The following is a 21548-nucleotide window of genomic DNA, read 5'->3' on the forward strand; positions in this document are numbered from 1 at the left end:
GGCACAGCGAAGCGCACGTCGGAACGACGTATAAGCGCGCCCTCCCTCGAAAAATTCTCGGGAGCGACTACCGCGTCCCAGGCCGTCCTGACGACGTTACAGCGTTCTGCCAGTCCCTCAACTATCATCGCTCCATAGACAGTTTACGGAGAATATGATGCGCAAGCCACGAGACTTTGACGCGGAACTGAAAGCGCTCGAAGACAAAGCGCGCGGCCTCAAGAGCCACAAGGTGCAGCAACTCGGCGAACTGGTCATCGCCACCGGGGCTGACACACTCAACAGCAATGAACTGGCAGGTGCGCTGATCGTGCTGGCCGAAACAAAAGAGGCCGGAAAGAGGGAGGCATGGGCCAGGCGCGGGGCCGCGTTCTTTCAAGGACGGTCGCGGCGAAATGCACCGGCAGCTGAGCGCGACACGAACGGCGCTCCGGCGCAAGCGGGCGGCGCGCAACCGGCATCAGGCCGCAAGGGCGCGACATGACATGCGCACATGGCAGGTCGAGCGCCGCAAGCGCACGCGACACCTCATCGAACTCGGCGGCCTCGTCGTCAAAGCCGGGATCGTCGACCTGACCGGCGATGATCGCGCCACTATTCTCGGTGCGCTGCTCTGGATGGCTGACAAGCTCAGAAGCGATCAACACGAACGGGTGCGGGCGCTTTGGGCGGCACAGGGGAAACAAGCGTTCGAGGCGGACCCAGAGACACAAACGCAGGCGCATCTAATTGTCCCAGCAACTCGTCGTTGAGGCACGACAATGACACGTCAGCCGCACGACTGCGTACTAGTAGCGACGTTCGAGCGTGCCGTTGAAAGCAGGAACGACCGAACTCGCGATCTTTGTCACGGCGTGACTCAGAATGTTGCGTTCATACTGGTTGCTCCGGTCGTTGCGAAATTTAACCATCACACAACGCGGCGGCTTGAACCACATTTGCAAGACCTTCCAGCTTGTAAAGACGGCGCAGGTGTTTGACATTTACCTGCTAACGTTCGCACCGGAGCAACACATGAATGTGCCTACCGTAGCGCATGCGCGTCTTGGAATCTCCAGGCAAAACCTTCCATTGATGCCTACGACGCATTATCTCGTTCCTCGATAACAGCTCGTTTCCGATTGCTGAGCCAGCTGCCGCATTTGCTTTCGCGTCAGTATTAATGGCAAGGACTCGAACCCCTTTTGTGAGCCGGGAGCCGGGCATACCGAAGCGTTAAGCCTCCAACGGGAAGGATGGCCAAAAATGCGCAGGACAGCCCGAGGGTGACGTAGGCCGTAGCGCCGAGTGCCGTTCCCGCGAGGAAGCCAAGCCAGAGCGGGAGTAGCGCTGCGAGGTCACGCCCTGCATCTGCAGGTGTACCGGCGCGCTCTGTGCACCCATCGCAGCCATTCCGAATAGCAACGCGACGATCGCGGCCGGAGCGTCCAATCCCCGAAACGGTATGCCGGCCAGACACGAAGCTAAAAAACCGATCAACAAGATCCATTCGATCGCCAAGCTCCGGGCTAACGCGGCGCGCGGGCAGTCTCTTATCGAATGAATGAGTAGTGATACCGCGACGCCAGCAAAGAAGAATGAAGGGATGGCAAGAAGCTTTTCGGGCGCGACCGGTTCCTTCTTAACAAGTTCCGTTCCGACAAGAACGAGACTTCCCGTCACCTGCGCGACGAAAATGCCGAACAAACCGAGATAAGTGCAGCTGTCGACGTAACCGGCGACGAGGCTGAGCATGACGGGGATCGACCGTGGAACTACAATCGGGATTGCTGGTGACTCGCTCATGTGCTCTTCTTAGTTGTCGAACTGTTGCTTACGATGCGGGTGCCGCTGCTTTGCAGACAAAGGAGCAGAGCCCGCGTAGGAGACCATCTCGGCGTCGTAGCAGTGCATCACCAGGACAGGGATGCACGTTCGCGACGCGAGTGAGTGCGATGGCGCCTTCGGAGCGACGACGTGCTCACTTCATGACCAGCAGGATTACGACGCCGAAGATCGCGAGTACGATGCGGCTGACGGCGTACGGGATGGTGTAACCGATCGCCGGAATAGTGCTCTTGGCGGCTTCCTGAATCGCGCCCAGCGCCGGGGTCGCGCTCCGGGCGCCGGCGCAGGCCCCGAGCAGGATGGCCGGGTGAAACCTGAACAGATACTTGCCGAGGACGAGAGCGACGATGAGGGGCGCCAACGAGGCGAATATGCCGGCAACGAACAGGCTGATGCCGTAGGTCGCCAGCCCGGAAGTCAGGCCGGGACCGGCGTTCAAGCCGACCACGGCCAAGAAGCCCGAGAGTCCAACATTGTTGAACACCCAGAGCGCGGGCGCGGGAATGGCCCCGAACGTGCGATAGACGGAGCGCAGGTACCCGAAGACCAGGCCGGCAATGAGCGTCCCGACGAAGGCACTAAGGCTAAGCGGAATGCCGGCTACGTTGACCGTGATCAAGCCGACGAGGCTGCCGATCACAATGCCCGCGCCCATGAAGGCGATGTCCGACCTGGACGAGCGGCGGTCGGCGTAGCCGAGCGACGTCGCCAGATCTTCAACGAATTTCCGAGCGCCACGCAACGTCAGCACATCCCGGCGTTGGATCACCAGATCCGGACTCGGCTCGATTGCCTGACCGGCGCGCGTGACGCGAAGGAGGAAAATGGAACGCCCAAAGCGCACGAACTCGTCTTGCTCAAGTTCGCGAACGGTTCGATTGGCGGCGGCCTTCCTTGTGACGACGACGTCCATCTCCTCGACTACATAAGTAAGGAGCTCGGGATCCTCGACCTCGGGGCCGACGATGCGTTCGGCGCTAAGAAGCGCGCGTTGAGGGCCGGAGATCGCAAGCGTGGCGCCCTTCTCGACAGGAGCGTGCGTATCGGGTTCAAGAATCTTGTTCCCCTGGCGATAGCGCGTGATCACCGCGCCATCGAAGGCCCCATTCAGGTCCCGCGGCGATTGTCCAGCGAGGTCGTCATTCTCCAACCGGTAGCTGCGCGTGGTCAGCGGCCGCCACGCGGATTCGACGCCCGGCTCGGTGCCATGCGTGCCCATCTTGGCCTCATATCGCTTGCATTCGTGCACCAGATCGATGCCCAGAAGCCTGGGTCCGAGCGTGGCCAGAAACCACGCTGATCCGACGGCGCCGAACGGGTAGGTCACGGCGTAGGCGATCGCGACCAGGCTGGCCATCGACGCAGTCTGTTGCGGATCAAGACCGAGCTCGCCCATGTTGGCTGTTGCGACGCCAAGGGTGCCGGAGTTCGTGTAGCTGCCCGCGAGCAAGCCTGCCGCAACTGCAGGGTCGTAGCCGAGAAGTCTTGCTGCGACATAGGCGGCCCCAAGGCCGGTGCAGCAAACAATCAGCGTAAATGCGACCTGCGGCAGTCCGTCCGTCTTAAGTGCGCGAATGAATACTGGCCCGACGCTATATCCGACGGCGAACAGGAACATCATGAAGAAGGTGTCCTGTACCGCGGGATCGATGTGGATATGGAGTTGTCCGATCAGAAGGCCAGCGATCAGCGTGCTCGTCACCGCACCAAGGCTGAACGTGCCAAACTTGAGATTACCGAACCAAAATCCGATCGCGAGTGTGAGAAACAACGCAATCACCGGATTTTGGCGTAACGTGTCCACAAGAGTCTGAAAAATCTGCACGACGATCTTCCTATTTGCTGGGGCCGATTGATGCGAACGTTCTTCGCAATCTTTGCTTTTGGCGTGATGAGTAGGCGCGAAACTCCCCGCTCAGTGGAGCTTCACCCGCGGGCTGGTTCGCCTCGACAGGGCGCGAGCAATTGCGCCGAAGATGGCGCCCGCGGTTCCGCGTAGCGCGCGTTCGTGCATGAGGCGCAGCGAGCGGTACATCAACCCCGCGACCAAGCCCTCGATGAAGACGCCGCGCCCGAACAGAAAGCCCGTCAGATTTCCGACAGTGCCCCAGCGCCCGAGTGACACCAGGGAGCCGAAGTCCCTGTACACGTAGGGAAGGAGTGGTGCTGAACGCAGCCGCCGGTCGATCTGACGCACCATGTGCGCTGCCTGCTGATGCGCTGCCTGCGCGCGTGGTGGGACCAGAGTAGACGTACCCGGCCGTGGGCACGCGGCGCAGTCACCGATTGCGAAAACGTTGGGGTCGCGGGTCGTCTCCAACGTCTGCTGCACCACGAGCTGGTTGGCGCGATTGACTTCCAGCTGGTCGAGGTCTCGCAACACCGGGGGCCCTTTGACCCCGGCTGCCCACACCACTAGCTCCGAGCTGATGAAACTTCCGTCGGCGAGCTTGAGGCCCTGCGCGGTCACCTCCACCACCTTGGCTCCGGTACGAACCTCGATTCCCATCTCATCAAGAAGACGATGAGTCGCCTCTGAGATGCGTTCGGACAGTCCAGGCAGAACTCGATCTGCTGCTTCAATCAGCACGAGGTGGATGTCGCGCTCGGGATCGATGCGATCTAACCCATAGGCGACCACTTCGCGTGCCGTGCGTTGCAGCTCCGCGGCGAGTTCCGTGCCGGTTGCACCGGCGCCGACAATCGCGACGTGCAACTGGCCGGGACGCACCTCGCCGGGCTGCGTCTGGGCGCGGAGGCATGCATTGACCAGCCGCCGATTGAAGCGCGCGGCTGCCGCCGACGTTTCGAGCGCCACCGCATGCTCGGCAACGCCGGGCGTGCGGAAGTCATTGGTGAGGCTGCCGATCGCGATGACGAGGGTGTCGTAGCCGATGGCGCGAGACGGGGTGATCTCGCGGCCCTCGTCGTCGAAGCTGGCGGCCAGATGCACTTCCTTCTCGGCGCGATCAAGCCCGACGATCTCGCCGAAGCGATAGCGGAAACCGTGCCAATGTGCTTGTGCGAGGTAGCTCAGCTCGTTTTCGCCCGGATCCAGACTGCCAGCCGCGACTTCGTGCAGCAGTGGCTTCCAAACATGCGTCCGGGCGGAGTCAACCAGTGATATCTCTGCTCGTCCGCGCTGACCGAGACGGTCGCCGAGACGAGTGGCCAACTCCAGCCCGGCGGCGCCGCCGCCAACAATGACGACGCGATGAAGGTGCTGCTCGTCGGTCGAGGATGCTGCGCGCGGCGTATCCTCCCGCGCCGGCTCGGTAAGGGCGTTTTCGAACGAACCACGCAATTCGAATGAGGACGTCATCGGGCTTACTCCTGATACGCGGGACGATACGCATGCGCGCGGATGAAGGCGCCGACATCCTTGGGCCGGGACACGCGCGAGATGCCCTTGTCGAAAATGTGCTTGGCGACTTGCTCGGCGACATGGAGCGAGGTTTCCAGGATCCGGCTCTGAGGCGGATAGATAAGTCCGGTCGCGAGGTTTTCCTCCGTGACCTGGTCAGCCACGGCTTTGGCTGCAACGATGAACATCTCATCGGTCACCCGCGTCGCCTCCGTAGCAAGCACGGCCATGCCCATGGCAGGAAAAATGTAGACGTTGTTGCCTTGGCCCGGCACTAACGTGCGTTCGCCGATCTTCACCGGTGGGAATGGACTGCCGCTTGCGAAGATCGCGCGTCCCTTGGACCAGCGATAGGCCTCTTCAGCCGTGCATTCCGAACGCGAGGTGGGGTTCGAATATGGGAAGATGATCGGCCGCTCGTTGATCTCCGCCATGGCCTCGATGACCTGCTGGTTGAAGAGTTTCGGTACGGTGCTGACGCCGATGATGCCGGTAGGCTTAAGCGCCGTAACCGCGTCCACGAAAGTTGTGATTGGTGAATGCTCGATCGCGAAAGGCCTCTGGAAGTCGGCAAGGTCTTTGCGCGATTTGACCATGAGGCCGTTGATGTCGAAGAGGGCGTTGCGGGCGCGCCCCTCAGCGATGTCCATGCCCTCCATCGCCATTGCCTGGCTGATGAGCTCCGCGATGCCGGTCGCTGCGGAGCCGCCGCCGAGGAAGAGGAAACGCTGCTCCGTGAGCTTGCTCTTGGAAATGCGCAGTGCTGCGAGGATGCCGGCCAGCGCGATGCTGGCGGTGCCCTGAATGTCGTCGTTGAAGGTGCAGACCTTGTCATGATAGCGGGAGAGAATGGGCACGGCGTTGAAGTTTGCGAAATCCTCCCACTGGATGCAGCACTTCGGGTAAAGGTCCTCGACGGCCGAGACGAACTCGTCGACGAAGGAAGCGTAATCGTCGCCGCGCACGCGTTGCTGGCGCAGGCCAAGATAGAGCGGGTCCTCGAGCAGATTCTGGTTGTTGGTGCCGACATCGAGAACGACAGGCAGGCAGTGTCGCGGCGGAACGCCGGCGCAAGCCGTGTAGAGCGCAAGCTTCCCGACCGGAATACCCATGCCCCCGACGCCGAGATCGCCCAGACCGAGGATGCGCTCGCCGTCGGTGACGACGATGAAGCGCACGTCCTTTTCCGGCCAGTTGGACAGCAACTCCTTCAAGCGGCCGCGCGCACTGATCGGCAGGTAGATGCCCCGCGCGCCGCGAAAAATATGGTCGAACTTCTGACAAGCTTCGCCGACCGTCGGCGTATAGACGAGGGGCATGTAGGTCGCCGGATCAGACATCAGGACGGCGTAGTACAGTGTTTCGTTGCGCGCCTGCAGATCCGACAGCACGAGGTATTTCTGTAGATCGTCATCGAGATTGGTGATCTCGTCGTGAACGCGCGCCACCTGGTGCTCGATCGGAAGCACGGCGGGTGGCAACAGGCCCTCGAGCCCGTATTCGCGGCGCTGAGCCACAGTGAATGCGGTCCCCTTGTTCAAGCGCGGGCTATGAAGCAGCTCAGAACCTGTCAGACGCTCGTTAGTTGCTTTGGTCATATTGATTTCTCCTATTGCTACGAGGATGGGTTGGGTGTGTTCGGTTCGCTTCGCTTAGTAGTCTCGTGGCGCGTTGCCGATCTTCCCTCTGAAGACATTCAGGCTGATCGCGGTGTAGACGAGCATCAGGGGGAAGACTGTGTATAAGAGACAGACGGCACGGTGTCCTTGCGAGCGCGAACGCTGACAGCGAGAGCGATGGCGGCAAACGCGGCGGCTACGGGGAAGACGAATAAGTAGGGACGTTCGATCCACCGCATCATGACCGGAAGGGCCTGGGCCAGAGCGCAGACAAACACGATGATCAGGAAGACGAGCAGCCCGCCCGACAGGTACGGGATGACGCGATATGCGCTGTCCCGCACATCGCCTTCACACTTGCGCACAAGCCAACAGGCGCCGAGCAAGGTGTAGCCGAGGCAGAGTCCTACGCCGCAGAGGAGCGCGAACGGGCTTAGCCAGCCGAATTCGCTGCCGGAGTAGTGACCGGCCGAAATCGGCAGGCCCTCGACCAGGGCGCCGACGGTGAGTCCCTGCATGAAAGCAGCGACGAGCGAGCCACCGGCAAAGCTCGCGTTCCAGATCCAACGCATGCGCGTCGTCTTGTACCGGAATTCGAACGCAACGCCGCGCAGGATCAACCCTGTGAGCATGAAGAGGAGCGGCAAATAGAAGGCCGATAGCAAGGTTGCGTAGACGAGCGGAAAAGCTCCCCATAGGATCACGCCGGTTACGACGAGCCAGGTTTCGTTGCCATCCCAGATCGGAGCGATGGCGCTCATCATCGCATCGCGCCGTCGTTCGTCGCCTGTGGCGCCGAAAAGGATGCCGATGCCAAGATCGAAGCCGTCGAGGAGCACGTAGAGCAACGTGCTGATTGCAAGAACGGCTACCCAGAAGAGGATCATGGGTTATTCTCCTGAAACAAGCAGAGCGGTGTCCGGCATGCCATGCTGGCCGACGACGGACATCGGGCGGTTGGGGCTGGCACCGACTGGCGGCAGAGCGAGACGACCGGCGGGGCCGCTGCGGAGAAGCCGGTAGACGTAGAGGGTGCCGAACACAAAGAGGAAGACGTAAAGGGCGCAGAAGACGACGAGCGAGATCGAAGCCGCACGCGTCGTCAGAAACGGCGTCAGCGCATCAGCCGTCCGCAGCACGCCATAGACTGTCCAGGGTTGCCGCCCGACCTCTGCAGTAAACCAGCCGGTCAATATGGCGATGTACGGCAAGGGAAAGCTCAGGAAGGTGCACCAGAGCAGCGCGCGGTATTGCTCGATGCGGTTCTTGCGGCTCAAGTAGGATCCGAGCCATGCAAGTGCCAGCATGAGGAGACCGCAGCCGACCATGATGCGGAACGCAAAGAAGGGGATCAGGACCGGCGGACGATCCTGCGGCGGAAAACTCGTCAAGCCGACTTCCTTCGAATCGAAGCTCATGCTGCCGATCAGGCTGCCGAGGATCGGCACCGAGATCGCATATCGGTTGCTCGCCGATGCTTCGACCGGAAGCGCGAACAGGACTTCGCTGGCGGGCTGCTCGTCACGCCAGCGCCCCTCGATTGCCGCGAACTTGGCAGGTTGATAGTCGTGGACGTAGTCGCCGGTGAGGTGCCCGAAGAAAATCTGCACCGGAACGAGGACGGCAGCGAGATAAAGGCCCATGCACAACATCGTGCGGGCCTCGGCGTGGAATTTGCCCCGCAGCAGATACCAGGCTCCCGTCGCAGCCACGCAGAAAGCGCCGGTCAGGTAGGAGGCGAGCAGCATGTGCGGAAAGCGTACCCAAACGACCGGGCTGAAGATGATCTTGGCCCAATCGGCGGGAACGAACGTACCGTTCTGGACGACGTAGCCGACCGGCACTTGCATCCAGCTGTTGTTGACCATGATCCAGAACGCTGAGAGCGTGGTACCGAGCGCAACCATCGCTGTCGAAAGCAGGTAGAACCATGGAGCAACTCGTTGCCGCCCGAACAGAAGCACGCCGAAGAAACTCGCTTCGAGCGCAAAGGCGGTGAACGTTTCATAGGCGATGAGCGGACCCTGGATCGGACCGGAGATCCGCGAGAGCTCGCTCCAGTTGGAGCCGAACTCGAAGGCCATCACGATGCCGGTGACGACGCCGAGCCCGAACACGACGCCAAAGATCTTCAGCCAGAAATCGAAGACGCGGCGATACACCGGCCGGCCGGTGGCTAGATGTAACGCCTCAAGGACGGTCAGCCATGCCGCCAATCCAATCGTGAAGGAGGGAAAAATGATGTGGAACGAGATTGTGAACGCGAACTGCAGCCGCGATAGAAGGAGCGCCGTCAGATCCATGGTGCGTCCCCTCAGCGCCAGAGATTCGTCTTGGCGAGGTCGATCACCTCGTCGGCCCGGCCGTTCATGATCGCCTTCGCCATGTAGAGTGAGAATCCCTTGGCCATTTCAACCGTGACCGAGGGCGGCATGACAAGTTCGGTGCGGTTCACGACCGCGTCGATCAGGACAGGACCGTCATGGGCGAGGGCGGCGCCGACGGCCTCATCGACCTCTGACGCATCGGTGATCCTGATGCCGCGAATGCCGATGGCCTCCGCCATTGCCGCGAAGTTCGGGTTCTTCAGCTCGGTCCCGAAGTCGAGAAATCCGGTCGACTTCTGCTCGAGCTCGATGAAGCCCAGCGATCCGTTGTTGAACACAACCACTTTCACCGGGAGATTATACTGAGCGATCGTGAGCAGATCGCCCATCAGCATTGTGAATCCGCCATCGCCGGACATCGAGATGACCTGGCGGTCGGGAAGAGCTGTCTGAGCGCCGATGGCCTGGGCCATCGCGTTCGCCATGGAGCCATGCCAGAACGAGCCGATCAGGCGGCGACGACCGTTCATCGCGAGATATCGCGCGGCCCAGACCGTCGGAAGGCCCACGTCACAAGTGAAAATGGCATCTCTGCCGGCGTGCGCACTCAACGCACTCGCGACCTGCTGCGGATGCACCAATCCCTTTCGGCGGCTTCCGGCGGCGAGCTGGTCGAGTTCGCTGCGAGCCTTGGCATAGTGTCGCTGCGCTTGTGCTAGGTGCGCCTCGTCCTGCTTGTGCTCAAGATGTGGGAGCAATGAATGGATCGTCGCACGGACATCTCCGACCAAAGCAAGGTCGACTGCTGCGCGCCGCCCAAGGTGCTCCGGCCGGATGTCGACCTGGGCAATGCGGACAGCAGCTCCTTCGGGATAGAATTGCCGGTAGGGGAAATCCGTTCCCAGCATCAGAAGCACGTCGCAGTCCCGCATGGCGTAGTAGCCGGACGAAAAGCCGATCAGGCCGGTCATGCCCACATCGTAAGGATTATCCCATTCCACATGCTCCTTGCCGCGCAGCGCATGCACCATGGGCGCCTTCAGTCGTTCGCCGAGCGCCAGCAATTCGTCGTGTGCTCCCGCACATCCCGAACCGCAAAGAATGGTCACGCGACGATCGCCGTTGAGCAACGCCGCCAGGCGATGCAGATCTTCCTGGGATGGAGTGACAACAGGCGCCGACGGCAGCAGGCCTGAAACCTTGGGAAGAGGTGTATCGAGCGCCGGCTGCAACGCCACATCTCCCGGCATCACGATCACCGAGACGCCGCGCCTGCCAACCGCCTCGCGGATCGCGACTTCGACTGCGCGCGGCATCTGGTTGGCGCCAGATACGAGCTCGCAATAATGGCTGCACTCCTGAAACAGCGTCTGCGGATGCGTCTCCTGGAAGTAGCCACTGCCGATCTCGGCCGACGGAATGTGCGCGGCAATAGCGAGCACGGGGAGGTTCGAACGGTGACAATCGAACAATCCGTTGATCAGATGCAGATTGCCGGGCCCGCAGCTTCCGGCGCAAACGGCGAGGGAGCCGGTCAAGTGGGCTTCCGCGCCCGCCGCGAACGCAGCTACTTCTTCGTGCCGCACATGGATCCACTCGATCTTGCCCTGACGACGAATGGAATCTGTGAGGCCATTGAGGCTGTCACCCACGATCCCATAAATCCGCTTGACGCCAGCATTGGCCAGGATCTCGGCAAACTGATCTGCGACGGTTTTCATAGGAGCCTTCCTGTTTGGTTAGGAACTACGAGAAGAGACAAGATGACTGTGAAGCCCGCGATCGACGCGACTGAATGGGCTCGGATGATTTGACTGATGCCGGATTTCTCCGGCCGCGGCTTTGCATGGATTGATGAGGCTTTGTCAGTTCGTGATGCCAATCGCGGGCGGGCCGGACATTCATCGCTCCGCAGAAAATCCGTGCGAATTGGCAAAGCTGTCGATCACCATCTTTGGAACAATCAGCCCGATACTCGTTGCCAGGATTACTGCGGCAGCAGTTGCACCGTCGGCGATCGTTGCACCCACAAGTTCTGAAGTTGGCTGCGCCGAACCGGCAAGCTGGGTCAGGCCACTCATCATCCTGAAGATGTAGACCCCAGGGATCATCGACACGACGGACGCGAAGCCGACGGCCGCAAACGGCAAGTGCTGGCGGCGTGAAACCGGCGTGAGCAGTAGGCCGACGACAAAGCAGGCAACGAAAGCGCCGGTTGCGACGCCAAAGCCAAGCCAGGCGATTGCAACCCAACGCAAGGCGTGAGCCAGCATGCCGACCAAGAGCGGCCAACCCAGCATGTTCAGTGGCATTGAGAAAAATACGCTGAAGCAGACCACGGCAATGCCGGCTGCACTGACGTCGAGCCAGAGCGGCACCGCCACCGCCGGCGGGTCAAGCGGCAACCACTCATGCATCGCTGTGAGCCCCAATAGCAGCCCAATCGAGATTGCCGCGACAATGAGTCCGGCATAACCAAGGCGGGCCGCACCGAGATGAATGCGTCCCGCGATCAGGTCTATCGCTCCGTTGAGAACGTGCGGTCCTGGAACCAGCACCATGCCGGGACATACAACGACGAGCCGCAGAGCCGAGCTCAACTGGTAGCGCGCCGCCAGTCCACCGATCAGACCTGCAAGCAACGCTGCACCGAATGGTTGGATGAAGATATTCGGACTCAGGATGGAAATCGAGCGACGCAGTAGAGCGCCGGCGCCTGCGCTTACGAAGATCACCAGCGCTGCGGGCGCGTGCTGAATGCCGAAGATGACGGCAAGAGCGACCGCGCCGACGGCCGCAGCCAGGGCAAACAACCACCTCGGTGCCAGCGGCCCCTTGGCGATGATGTCAATCCGCTTGCAAGCCTCCTCGAGCGAAAGCCGATCCGCCTCGATGCATGCGACGGTGCGCATCGCGGAAGCAACGCGATCCATGTCGACACCGACTGGATCCGCCGCGACGTATGAGATCGGCGTCATCCGATCGTTCTCAACTCGCAATTGCAACTCGCCCCAGCGCGGCAGCAGCTCGGCATGGATACCGAGCTTGTTGCCTAGCCGGCGGACCACAGCGACGATCTGATCGGTTGTCTGACCATTCACAAAAAGCACTTTTGCGAATGTAAGGATCAACTTCGATTGTTCCTCGAAGGTCATGGCTTCTTCCACGATTGTTGGCGGAGCCGCAGACGGTCATCCGCCCAGATTACCCGTGGCGACGTAAGGTTTGACCATCTTGGCCGGGTCGACGATGCGGTCGAATGTCTGCTCGTCTACGAAACCCAGTTTGAGGGCAGCCTCTTTCAGGCTGAGGTCGTGTTCCGCAGCGTGATGCGCTATCCTGGAAGCCTTGTCGTAGCCAATCACCGGCGCCAGCGCCGTCACCAGCATCAGCGAACGGTTCACGTATTCGCTGATCTTCTTCCGGTTCGGCTGTGTGCCCTCAACGAGGAACTTGCGGAAGTTCGTGCAGCCGTCGGAGAGAAGAGTGATCGAGTGGGTGACGCTAAAGATCATGAGAGGCTTGTAGACGTTCATCTCGAGATATCCTCCCGCCCCGCCGAAGCCCGCAGCGACATCGTTCGCCATGGCCTGCACGGCAATCATTGCCAACGCTTCGGCCTGGGTCGGGTTGACCTTGCCGGGCATGATCGAGGAGCCGGGCTCGTTCTCCGGGATCAGGAGCTCGGCGAAACCAGCGCGCGGCCCGCATGAGAGCAGCCGGATGTCGTTGGCGATCTTGTAAAGCGACACTGCAAGCGTGCGCAGCGTTCCGGAGAGCTGAACCAGCGCATCATGCGCACCCTGAACGGTGAACTTGTTGGGCGCCGTGACGAACGGCAGCCCGGTGAAATCGGCAATCTCGGCGGCCACCGCCTCGGCAAAACCCGGCGCAGAATTGATTCCGGTCCCCACGGCCGTGCCGCCCAGGGCGAGCCGATAGACGCCCTTCAATGCATCTTCGATCCGATCGATGTCATCGGACAGCATGCCCGCATAACCCGACCATTCCTGGCCGAGCGTAAGCGGCGTTGCGTCCTGCATGTGGGTGCGGCCAATCTTGACGATGTCGCCCCATTCCACCGCTTTCACGGCGATGGCATCGCGCAGCGCAGCAACCGCAGGAATCAGGCGGGACTTCGCACTGACGGCGGCCGCGATATACATCGCCGAGGGAAAACTGTCGTTCGAGGATTGCGACATGTTGACATGGTCGTTCGGATGGACCGGCGTTTTGCTGCCGAGCGCCGTCCCGGCGAGCTGACAACAGCGGTTCGATACCACCTCGTTGACGTTCATGTTGAACTGTGTGCCGCTGCCAGTCATCCAGACGTGCAGCGGGAACATGTCGTGGTGCTGGCCGGCGAGGATTTCGTCGCACACCCGGGTAATCAGATCGTGCGCTTGAGCCGGCAACCGGCGGCCAGCGTGGTTGGCGGCGGCAGCGCAACGCTTGAGAATTGCGTAGGCGGTGATCATCTCGCGTGGGATCAGGTCGTGACCGACGCTGAAGTGCTCAAGGGAACGTTGCGTTTGCGCTCCCCACAGCTTGTCTGCCGGTACTTCGACCTTGCCCAGACTGTCTGATTCTACCCTGACTGCGGTCATGTTCGATCTGTCCTGTTTCGATGAGCGATTAGTTACCTGCTTGCTTACGTCCGAACCAACGTATGTGGCCGGCCGACTCGGTTGTGGGACGTCTAGTGGAAGCTGTTCGCAAGTATCGACTTGACGCTAACCTCTCCGTCATAGACCCCTGCGACCAGTGCGCCGGAGATCGACACCTGGAACAGCGTATGCACGGGTACGCCGAGATATTCAGACAAGGCAGCGGTGACGACGCCTGATTGGTCTGTGCTCGAGCGCTCGATTTCGTTGTCCAGCGCCATCTTGATTGACACTGGAATGTCTGCGGTCACGATTGGCATCTTAGGCGCTCCAAAAACGGGGCCGGTTCCGAAAAGAAGATTCTACGGAGTGGTCCAGCAAAAGCTGCTTCGGCACCGAAGGTTTGCCAGCTGTCGCGGTGGTCATGTGGATTTCCGTTGTTTCAACGTGCGTGATTTGACACGCATGTGCTGCCGTAGCGAGTAAAGCATCGCCAATGACGCCCAATTACTGCTTACGAGCGGGCGAGCCCGGATCGAGTACGTCAACGGAACCTGGCAATTCTCATGCGATGCGGTGCAATTTCTGCTAAGACGCGCAGGTCAGCTCGATCCGGAAGCCCGATCCCTGGAGTCCGTCAGGTGATGGCGCATTCGATGAACAGCGCGTACTCGGATGGCAGCTCTCAGATCCTCTGGGAGGACGGCGAACGTGTCTTCCGCCGTGACTGGCGACTCGACGACAATGGCAAACGACGGTCCGTGCTGGTCGTTCTTCCTGCCGCCAGCCACCCGTCTGGCTCGAGCCTCGATCGCCTCACGCACGAATACGAGCTAAAGGACGAACTCGACACGGCGTGGGCAGTGCGGCCGCTGGAGCTCGTACGCGACGCCGGTCGGACCATGCTGGTGCTCGAGGATGCGGGCGGCAAGCCCCTCGATCGGCTGCTCGGCCTGCCTATGGAGGTCGGACCCTTCTTGCGTCTTGCCATTGTTGTTGCCGCGGCTCTTGGCAAACTCCACCAATGTGGGCTCGTCCACAAGGACATCAAGCCGACCAACATTCTCCTCAACGAGGCGACCGGCGAGGTTCGGCTTTGCGGGTTCGGCATCGCTTCACGCCTGGCACGTGAGCGCCAGTCGCCTCATCCTCCGGAGACGATCGCCGGTACGTTGGCCTACATGGCACCTGAACAGACGGGGCGAATGAACCGGTCAATCGATTCCCGCAGTGACCTCTACGCGCTTGGCGTCACACTTTACCAGATGCTTACGGGCTCCCTGCCGTTCACCGCGGCTGATCCCATGGAGTGGGTGCACTGCCATGTCGCCAGAAAGCCGCTGCCGCCCAGTGAGCGCTTGGCAAAAATCCCCGTTCCGATCTCCGCAATCATAATGAAGCTACTCGCCAAACCGGCTGAGGAGCGTTATCAGACAGCGCGCGGTCTCGAGCACGATCTGCGACGCTGCCTCGCTGACTGGGAGGCGCGATACGGTATCGATGGTTTCGTGCTTGGCCAATATGACACACCGGATTCGTTACTCATCCCCGAAAAGCTGTACGGGAGAGAGCGCGAGATTGAGATCTTGCGCGCAGCCTTCGATCGTGTCGTCAAAAGCGGTACGGCGGAGTTGGTGCTGGTTTCGGGTTACTCGGGCATCGGCAAATCTTCGGTAGTCGGCGAATTGCACAAGGAGCTGGCTTCGACGCGCGGTTTCTTTTCAGCTGGCAAGTTCGACGAGTACAAGCGAAACGCCCCTTATGCGACGGTAGCCCAGGCCTTTCAGAGACTTGTGCAACAGATCCTCGGCAACAGCGACGCGGAGTTGAGGCAATGGCGCGGTGCTTTGCAGGAGGCCCTTGGTCCGAACGGCCAGCTCATTGTGAATCTCGTTCCACAGCTGGCTCTCATCATAGGTGAGCAAGCGCCAGTTCCCGACCTTCCGCCACAGGACCAGCAGGCTCGATTTCAGTTGGTATTCCGACGCTTCCTCAGCGTGTTTGCGAAGCCGGAGCATCCGCTGGCGCTGTTCCTCGACGATCTGCAATGGCTGGATTCCGCAACGCTCGATTTGATCGAGCATCTGCTTGCGCACCCGGACGTACGCCACTTGCTGCTGATCGGAGCCTACCGGGACAATGAGGTCGGTCCCGCGCACCCGCTCGCGCGGACGCTGGCGCGAATCCGCGATGCAGGAGGGCGGGTGCAGGAGACCGTGCTAGTGCCGCTGCGGGTCGATGACGTGGCGAGGCTGCTGGCAGATGCCTTGCAGACAGAGGCGGGACGTGTGCGACCATTGGCCGATCTGGTGATCGAGAAGACCGCCGGCAATCCATTCTTCACGATCCAGTTCCTCATGACCTTGGCCGAGGAGGCGCTGTTGGCATTCGATCCCGATATCACGGCTTGGAGCTGGGACTTGCCGCGCATCCGCGCCAAGGGATTCACCGATAACGTGGCGGATTTCATGGCTGCTAAGTTAAGCCGCCTGAACCAGGCGTCTCAAAGTGTTTTGAAACGATTGGCTTGCCTCGGAAACACTGCGACGACGGCGACTCTGGCTCTGCTTCAGCAAGCAAACGAAACGGACATCCACGCCACGCTCTGGGACGCTGTCCGGTCCGGCCTAGTTCTGCGCTCGGACGGCGCCTATACATTTTTCCACGACCGTATCCGAGAGGCGGCGTATGGGCTCATCCCCGAACACGAGCGTGCAACGGCGCATCTTCGGATTGGCCGCGTGCTTGCGGTTGGCACGCCGATGGAAGAGATAGAGGAAAACATTTTCGAGCTTGTGAATCAGTTCGATCGCGGTGCGACGCTGATCACTGAGCACAGTGAGCGAGAGGAGGTCGCCCGACTCAACCTTATCGCAGGAAAGCGAGCCAAAGCGGCAACTGCATATGACGCGGCACTGCGGTATTTCAGCGCCGGTCGCGCCTTACTGTCCGAACGCGGATGGGAATATTCTTACCGATTCACCTTCGACCTCGAGCTCAATTGCGCCGAGTGCGAATATCTGACCGGGGAGTTGCCGTCAGCGGAAGAACGGCTTGCCATGCTGTCAATTCGCGCACAGAACACAATCGATTCTGCTGCCGTAACCTGCGTGCGCATCAATCTTTATACGACCCTGGACCAGAGCGACAACGCTGTCCAGGTCGGCTTAAAGTATCTCTGTCGCATCGACGGCAAGTGGTCGGCCCATCCGACGGCGGAGGACGTTCGCCGGGACTATGACCGATTGTGGCAGCGCCTGGGTGCCGGATCGATTGAAGCACTGGTTGACCTACCGCCGATGAGGGATCCGGATCGGTGCGCCACTATGGACGTGTTGACCGTGCTCACCTCACCAGCCTTGTTCACTGATTTGAATTTGTTCCGGCTGATCGTCAGTGGGATGGCAACCCTCAGCCTGGAGTACGGCAACATCGACGGATCATGCCTCGCCTATGTGTGGTTGGGGAGCGTCCTGGGCACGCACTTCGGAGAATACCAGCGAGGATCCCGCTTTGCCAGGATTGGCCTGAACCTGGTGGAGAAGCGTGGACTTGACCGCTACAGGGGTCGCGTCTACCTGGTATATGCAGTCCATGTCGCTCATTGGACTCAGCCCTTGCATATCTCTCATGCCTTCCTAGGCCGGGCCTTTGATGCGGCGCTGGTCGCTGGTGATCTTTCCTATGCGGCCTACAGCCGAATCGACGTGATTACAAACCGTATTGCTGCTGGAGACTCGCTCGGTGAACTCGAGCGAGTGGCCAACAACGGTCTCGAATTCGCGCGGAAAGTACGGTTCGGTCTCGTTAGCGATTGCATCACCGGGCAGCTCAGGCTCATCCGGATGCTCCGCGGATTGACGCTGGACTTCAAATCCTTCAGTGACGCGGAATTCGAAGAGAGTCATTTCGAGCGACACCTGGAGAACAATCCCCAACTGGCCATTGGGGCGTGCTATTATTGGATTCGCAGGTTGCAAGCGAGCATCTACGTCTTCGACGTGCCATCTGCTATCGCGGCTGTATCGAAAGTAGCGCTGCTGCTTTGGACGATTCCGACCCAATTTGAGCTGGCCGAATACCATTTCTACGGTGCGCTCGCTCGGGCGGCGCATTGCGATTTGGGCTTGCCCGAAGAACGCTGCCACCACTTGGAAGCGCTGGCCGTTCATCACCGGCAGCTCACGGTCTGGGCAGAGAACTGCCCCACAACTTTCGCGAACCGCGCGGCATTGGTAGGTGCCGAGATTGCGCGCCTTGAGGGTCGGGAGCTCGACGCCATGCGGCTCTATGAAGAGGCCATTAGGCTGTCGCGCGAACACGGTTTCATCCAGAACGAGGGCTTGGCCCATGAACACGCCGCTCGGTTTTGCGCGGCGCGGGGCTTTCAGACCATTGCGGAAGCATATCAGCGAAACGCTCGGCGCTGCTACCTAAGTTGGGGGGCTAATGGGAAGGTCCAACAGCTTGATGAAACGCATCCGCACCTAGGAAAGGGTGAGTTAGTTCCTAGCCAGATAGTCACGATCGGGGCGCCTGTCGAACATCTCGACCTCGCGACGGTAATTAGGGTGTCGCAAGCAGTGTCAGGCGAAATCGTTCTTGAGAAGTTGCTCAAGACCCTCCTGCGCACAGCACTCGAGCACGCCGGCGCCGAGCGAGGCCTCTTGATTTGCCTGCAAGGTGGAGAACTGCAGATAGACGCGGAGGCAACAGCGCGCGGAGAGGATGTAGCGGTGCACGTGCGGGAAGGATCCGCATCCATTGCAGTCGCTCTGCCGGAGTCACTCATTCGCTACGCAATACGCACCCGAGATACCGTGATTCTCGACAATGCATCGTCTCAGAACCCATTTTCCGCCGATCCATACATCGCTCAGCGTCGTATCTGCTCCATTCTCTGTTTGCCATTGATCAATCAGGGAAAACTTATCGGCGTTCTCTACCTTGAAAACAATCTGGCACCACGCGTTTTCACCTCAGACCGAGTTGCTGTGTTGAAGGTACTGGCGTCGCAAGCGGCGATCTCCCTCGAAAACTCGCAGCTCTATCGTGACCTGGAAGATCGCGAAAGGAAGATTCGACGCTTGGTCGACGCCAATATCATCGGGATCTTCGTTGCCGATCTCGAAGGCCGGGTCATCGAAGCCAACGACGCGTTTCTCGGTATGCTGGGATATACCCGAGAGGACTTGGTTTCGGGACGCCTGCGCCGGTCTGAGCTGACTCCGCCGGAATGGCACGAGCGCGACATACGCACGCTCGCAGAACTGAACTCGACCGGGACCGTTAAGCCGTTTGAGAAAGAGTATTTTCGGAAAGACGGCAGCCGCGTTCCTGTGCTTCTTGGCGGGGCATTGTTCAGGGAGGGAAGTAATGAGGCCGTCGCGTTCGTTCTCGACCTGACTGAGCGCAAGCGCGCCGAGGAAGCCCTTAGCCAAGCACAAAGGCTAAGCCACACCGGCAATTGGATCTACAACGCGACAACGATGCGTTTTCTGTATTGGTCGGACGAGAGCTATAGGATCTGGGGGTTTGATCCGCTGCAGGGTCTTCCAAGCCGCGAAAGTATGTGGCAACGCGTTCACCCAGACGATCGAGACAGAGTGTTGGAAGCAGTCCAAGAGGCAGTGCGCCAGAAAAACAATTTCATAGGCGAGTTCAAACTCTTGCTACCTGACGGAACAGTCAAATGGGTCGAAGCAACCAGTTATCATATGTTTTCCCCCCTCGGCACGCTGCTGGAGGTCATCACCACAACCGTCGATGTGACGGAACGGAAGCGCGCACTACACGAGCGTGAGAAGCTGCGTCAGCTGGAGTCAGATCTCGCCCACATGAACCGCGTGAGCATGATGGGAGAACTGGCTGCCTCGCTGTCCCACGAAATTCTGCATCCGATCGCGACCGCCCGCAACAACGCTTGGGCAGGGATGCGCTTTTTGGAAATGAATCCACCAAAACTTGATAAGGCCAGGGTAGCGCTCGAATGTGTTATCAAAGACGCCGACCGAGCTAAGGATATCGTCGGACGTATGCGTGATCAAATCAAGAAAGCACCTCCGCGAAATGAGCAGTTTGACCTTAATGAAGCGATCGACGAGGTGATTGGGATCGTGCGAAGCACAATCGCCAAGAACAGAATCGTCGTCACCACCCACCTGATGGATGAGCTGGTTGCTATTCGAGGCGATCGCGTTCAATTGCAGCAAGTCCTCGTCAACTTGATCCTGAATGCGGTTGACGCGATGAGCTCAGTTGAGGACAGGGCGCGAGAGTTGTCGATCAGAACCGAGCAAAGCCAAAGCGGCATCTTCGTCGCAGTGCACGATTCAGGACCTGGCATTGATCCGGGAAATCTCGAGCGGGTCTTCGAAGCCTTCTACACCACCAAGACCAGCGGGGTCGGGATGGGTCTGTCGATCTGTCAGACCATAATCAATCATCATGGGGGCCGGTTATGGGCAAGTGCCAATGAGCCTCGGGGGGCCGTATTTCAGTTCACCCTGCCTGCGGTCCAGGAGGACTCATGAATTGTCTTCAACCGGCGTACCGGACTGCAGAGCCGAGCGCAGGCATCGATCGAGATGGACCGCGTCCACTGGCTTGCTGAGGAAGCAAACAACCCCATTCCTTAGGGCCCGATCCCGGATGACTTCATCGGGGAATGCCGTAAGGAGGATTGTCGGAATCGCGTATCCAGCGTCGACCAAATTTCTGTGCAACTCAACTCCGGTCATGCCAGGCATTTGAACGTCGGTGACCAAGCAGGCGGTTTCACGCAGAAGATGCGATGCGAGAAAATCGCCGGCTGATGAAAACGTTTCGACGGTGTAGCCCAGCGACATTATGAGTCTTTGCATTGACTCGCGGAAGGGCTCGTTATCATCGACGATAGATATTAGTGCACGGTTCAACATCGCGCTTCCATGCGCCTTCCCTCGCACCACCATGCCAGCGGCAGCAGTACCTCGCCTGCATCGCAATCTCAGCGAGATTTCCCAGCAATGCAATACCGGTGCCCCTAAGCGATGTGCTTAGGCCCTGGGCCGCCGCTCAGGCAGCACATAGTTTTCATCTCGATGGGTGACGATATTTTAGTATGACGGTTACGGCCAATGGCCGACTGGGGTGTCAGTCTGACGATGCCCACCGCGCGACCATATGACCGAGGACGCACACACAAGTTCAGTGCCAGCAGGTTTGGTTCCTCCATGCAAGATCACAAAAAGCTTACCCAAACGCGCCCGGCTGGGAAATTAGCCGCCTTGACAAGTATAGCTTCTAGTGTGAGCATCTGCCCACGGCATGAGCATATACCCACGATTAGCTGGAACTGAAAGTTGGCTCATTGCGATCGATGTTGGAGCGCTCCTGGGCAGACAGCGCCAAATTCGTCCCCTAACGGAGGGCGCTATGTCCAAGCAACGGGATTTGGGCCGATGGCTCGTCAGTCAGCAGATTGATCCCACCCTTCGGGCGGAGGGACGCGACGCCCAGTACGGCCTCGACGCCGGCGACGCCGCCGCGGAATTGGCGCGCACCTGTAATGCGCAGGCCCATGAGATTGCCGACGCGATCGCGGCGGCCGTCAATAATGCACAGGCCGGGTTAAACTGGCTGCGCGCTCAACCGCTAGATCAGGAAGAAGTCCGCGAGGCGCTCAATAGCATCGTCAACAACGGTAAGCGAGCATGCGAAATCGTCGTTGGACTTCGAGCGCTCATGCAGAAGGTTACCGCAGCGGATGACGCAGCCGATCCTAGAGCTGATAATCATAGTTATGAGTACACGCCCTAACTAA

The 21548-nt window shown here is 60.0% G+C and carries 15 protein-coding genes; 4 read left to right on the forward strand and 11 right to left on the reverse strand.

All coding sequences use genetic code 11. The annotated features are described in order from the left end of the window. Positions 1 to 157: 157 nt before the first annotated feature. Positions 158 to 484, forward strand: coding sequence for a conjugal transfer protein TraD (locus SO180_RS06325; protein WP_449377957.1), 327 nt, complete (start codon positions 158 to 160; stop codon positions 482 to 484). A gap of 1 nt (position 485) precedes the next feature. Continuing rightward, complete coding sequence (locus SO180_RS06330) at positions 486 to 752, forward strand: conjugal transfer protein TraD (protein WP_449377958.1); 267 nt, start codon at positions 486 to 488, stop codon at positions 750 to 752. Between the two features lie 463 nt (positions 753 to 1215). Here SO180_RS06330 and SO180_RS06335 read toward each other — a convergent pair whose 3' ends face one another. From SO180_RS06335 to SO180_RS06380, 10 genes are all read right to left on the reverse strand, one after another. Continuing rightward, positions 1216 to 1734 carry a DUF1275 family protein gene (locus tag SO180_RS06335; RefSeq protein WP_449377959.1) on the reverse strand — a complete coding sequence of 173 codons (519 nt, stop codon included), beginning with the start codon at positions 1732 to 1734 and terminating at the stop codon, positions 1216 to 1218. A 226-nt stretch (positions 1735 to 1960) separates the two neighbouring features. Next, complete coding sequence (gene aspT / locus SO180_RS06340) at positions 1961 to 3652, reverse strand: aspartate-alanine antiporter (protein ID WP_449377960.1); 1692 nt, start codon at positions 3650 to 3652, stop codon at positions 1961 to 1963. Positions 3653 to 3742: 90 nt separating this feature from the next. Then, complete coding sequence (locus tag SO180_RS06345; protein ID WP_449377961.1) at positions 3743 to 5149, reverse strand: NAD(P)/FAD-dependent oxidoreductase; 1407 nt, start codon at positions 5147 to 5149, stop codon at positions 3743 to 3745. Positions 5150 to 5154: 5 nt separating this feature from the next. Beyond that, a complete protein-coding gene (locus SO180_RS06350) occupies positions 5155 to 6789 on the reverse strand; it encodes an NAD-dependent malic enzyme (RefSeq protein ID WP_449377962.1) in 1635 nt (544 codons plus the stop codon). Between the two features lie 125 nt (positions 6790 to 6914). After that, positions 6915 to 7697 carry a cytochrome d ubiquinol oxidase subunit II gene (gene cydB / locus SO180_RS06355; RefSeq protein ID WP_449377963.1) on the reverse strand — a complete coding sequence of 261 codons (783 nt, stop codon included), beginning with the start codon at positions 7695 to 7697 and terminating at the stop codon, positions 6915 to 6917. Between the two features lie 3 nt (positions 7698 to 7700). Next, a complete protein-coding gene (locus SO180_RS06360; RefSeq protein WP_449377964.1) occupies positions 7701 to 9113 on the reverse strand; it encodes a cytochrome ubiquinol oxidase subunit I in 1413 nt (470 codons plus the stop codon). 11 nt (positions 9114 to 9124) lie between these two features. Then, positions 9125 to 10858, reverse strand: coding sequence for a ubiquinone-dependent pyruvate dehydrogenase (poxB, locus tag SO180_RS06365; protein ID WP_449377965.1), 1734 nt, complete (start codon positions 10856 to 10858; stop codon positions 9125 to 9127). A 180-nt stretch (positions 10859 to 11038) separates the two neighbouring features. Continuing rightward, complete coding sequence (locus SO180_RS06370) at positions 11039 to 12292, reverse strand: threonine/serine exporter family protein (protein WP_449377966.1); 1254 nt, start codon at positions 12290 to 12292, stop codon at positions 11039 to 11041. Positions 12293 to 12328: 36 nt separating this feature from the next. Beyond that, the gene (gene fumC / locus SO180_RS06375; protein ID WP_449377967.1) at positions 12329 to 13744 is read right to left on the reverse strand and encodes a class II fumarate hydratase; all 1416 of its coding nucleotides are present in this window, start codon (positions 13742 to 13744) and stop codon (positions 12329 to 12331) included. Positions 13745 to 13836: 92 nt separating this feature from the next. Beyond that, positions 13837 to 14064 (reverse strand): hypothetical protein, encoded by a 228-nt coding sequence (locus SO180_RS06380; RefSeq protein ID WP_449377968.1) that lies wholly within the window; start codon positions 14062 to 14064, stop codon positions 13837 to 13839. A 324-nt stretch (positions 14065 to 14388) separates the two neighbouring features. Between SO180_RS06380 and SO180_RS06385 the strand changes: the two genes are divergently transcribed. Continuing rightward, entirely contained in the window at positions 14389 to 20277 is a 5889-nt protein-coding gene (locus tag SO180_RS06385) for an AAA family ATPase (RefSeq protein WP_449377988.1), read from the forward strand. Here the strand turns inward: SO180_RS06385 and SO180_RS06390 are convergent. Continuing rightward, positions 20272 to 20697 (reverse strand): response regulator transcription factor, encoded by a 426-nt coding sequence (locus SO180_RS06390; protein WP_449377969.1) that lies wholly within the window; start codon positions 20695 to 20697, stop codon positions 20272 to 20274. The two genes, SO180_RS06385 and SO180_RS06390, sit on opposite strands and share 6 nt — an antisense overlap. A 463-nt stretch (positions 20698 to 21160) precedes the next feature. Between SO180_RS06390 and SO180_RS06395 the strand changes: the two genes are divergently transcribed. After that, complete coding sequence (locus SO180_RS06395; RefSeq protein WP_449377970.1) at positions 21161 to 21544, forward strand: hypothetical protein; 384 nt, start codon at positions 21161 to 21163, stop codon at positions 21542 to 21544. Positions 21545 to 21548 lie beyond the last annotated feature (4 nt).

The organism is Bradyrhizobium sp. UFLA05-112 (assembly GCF_053572325.1).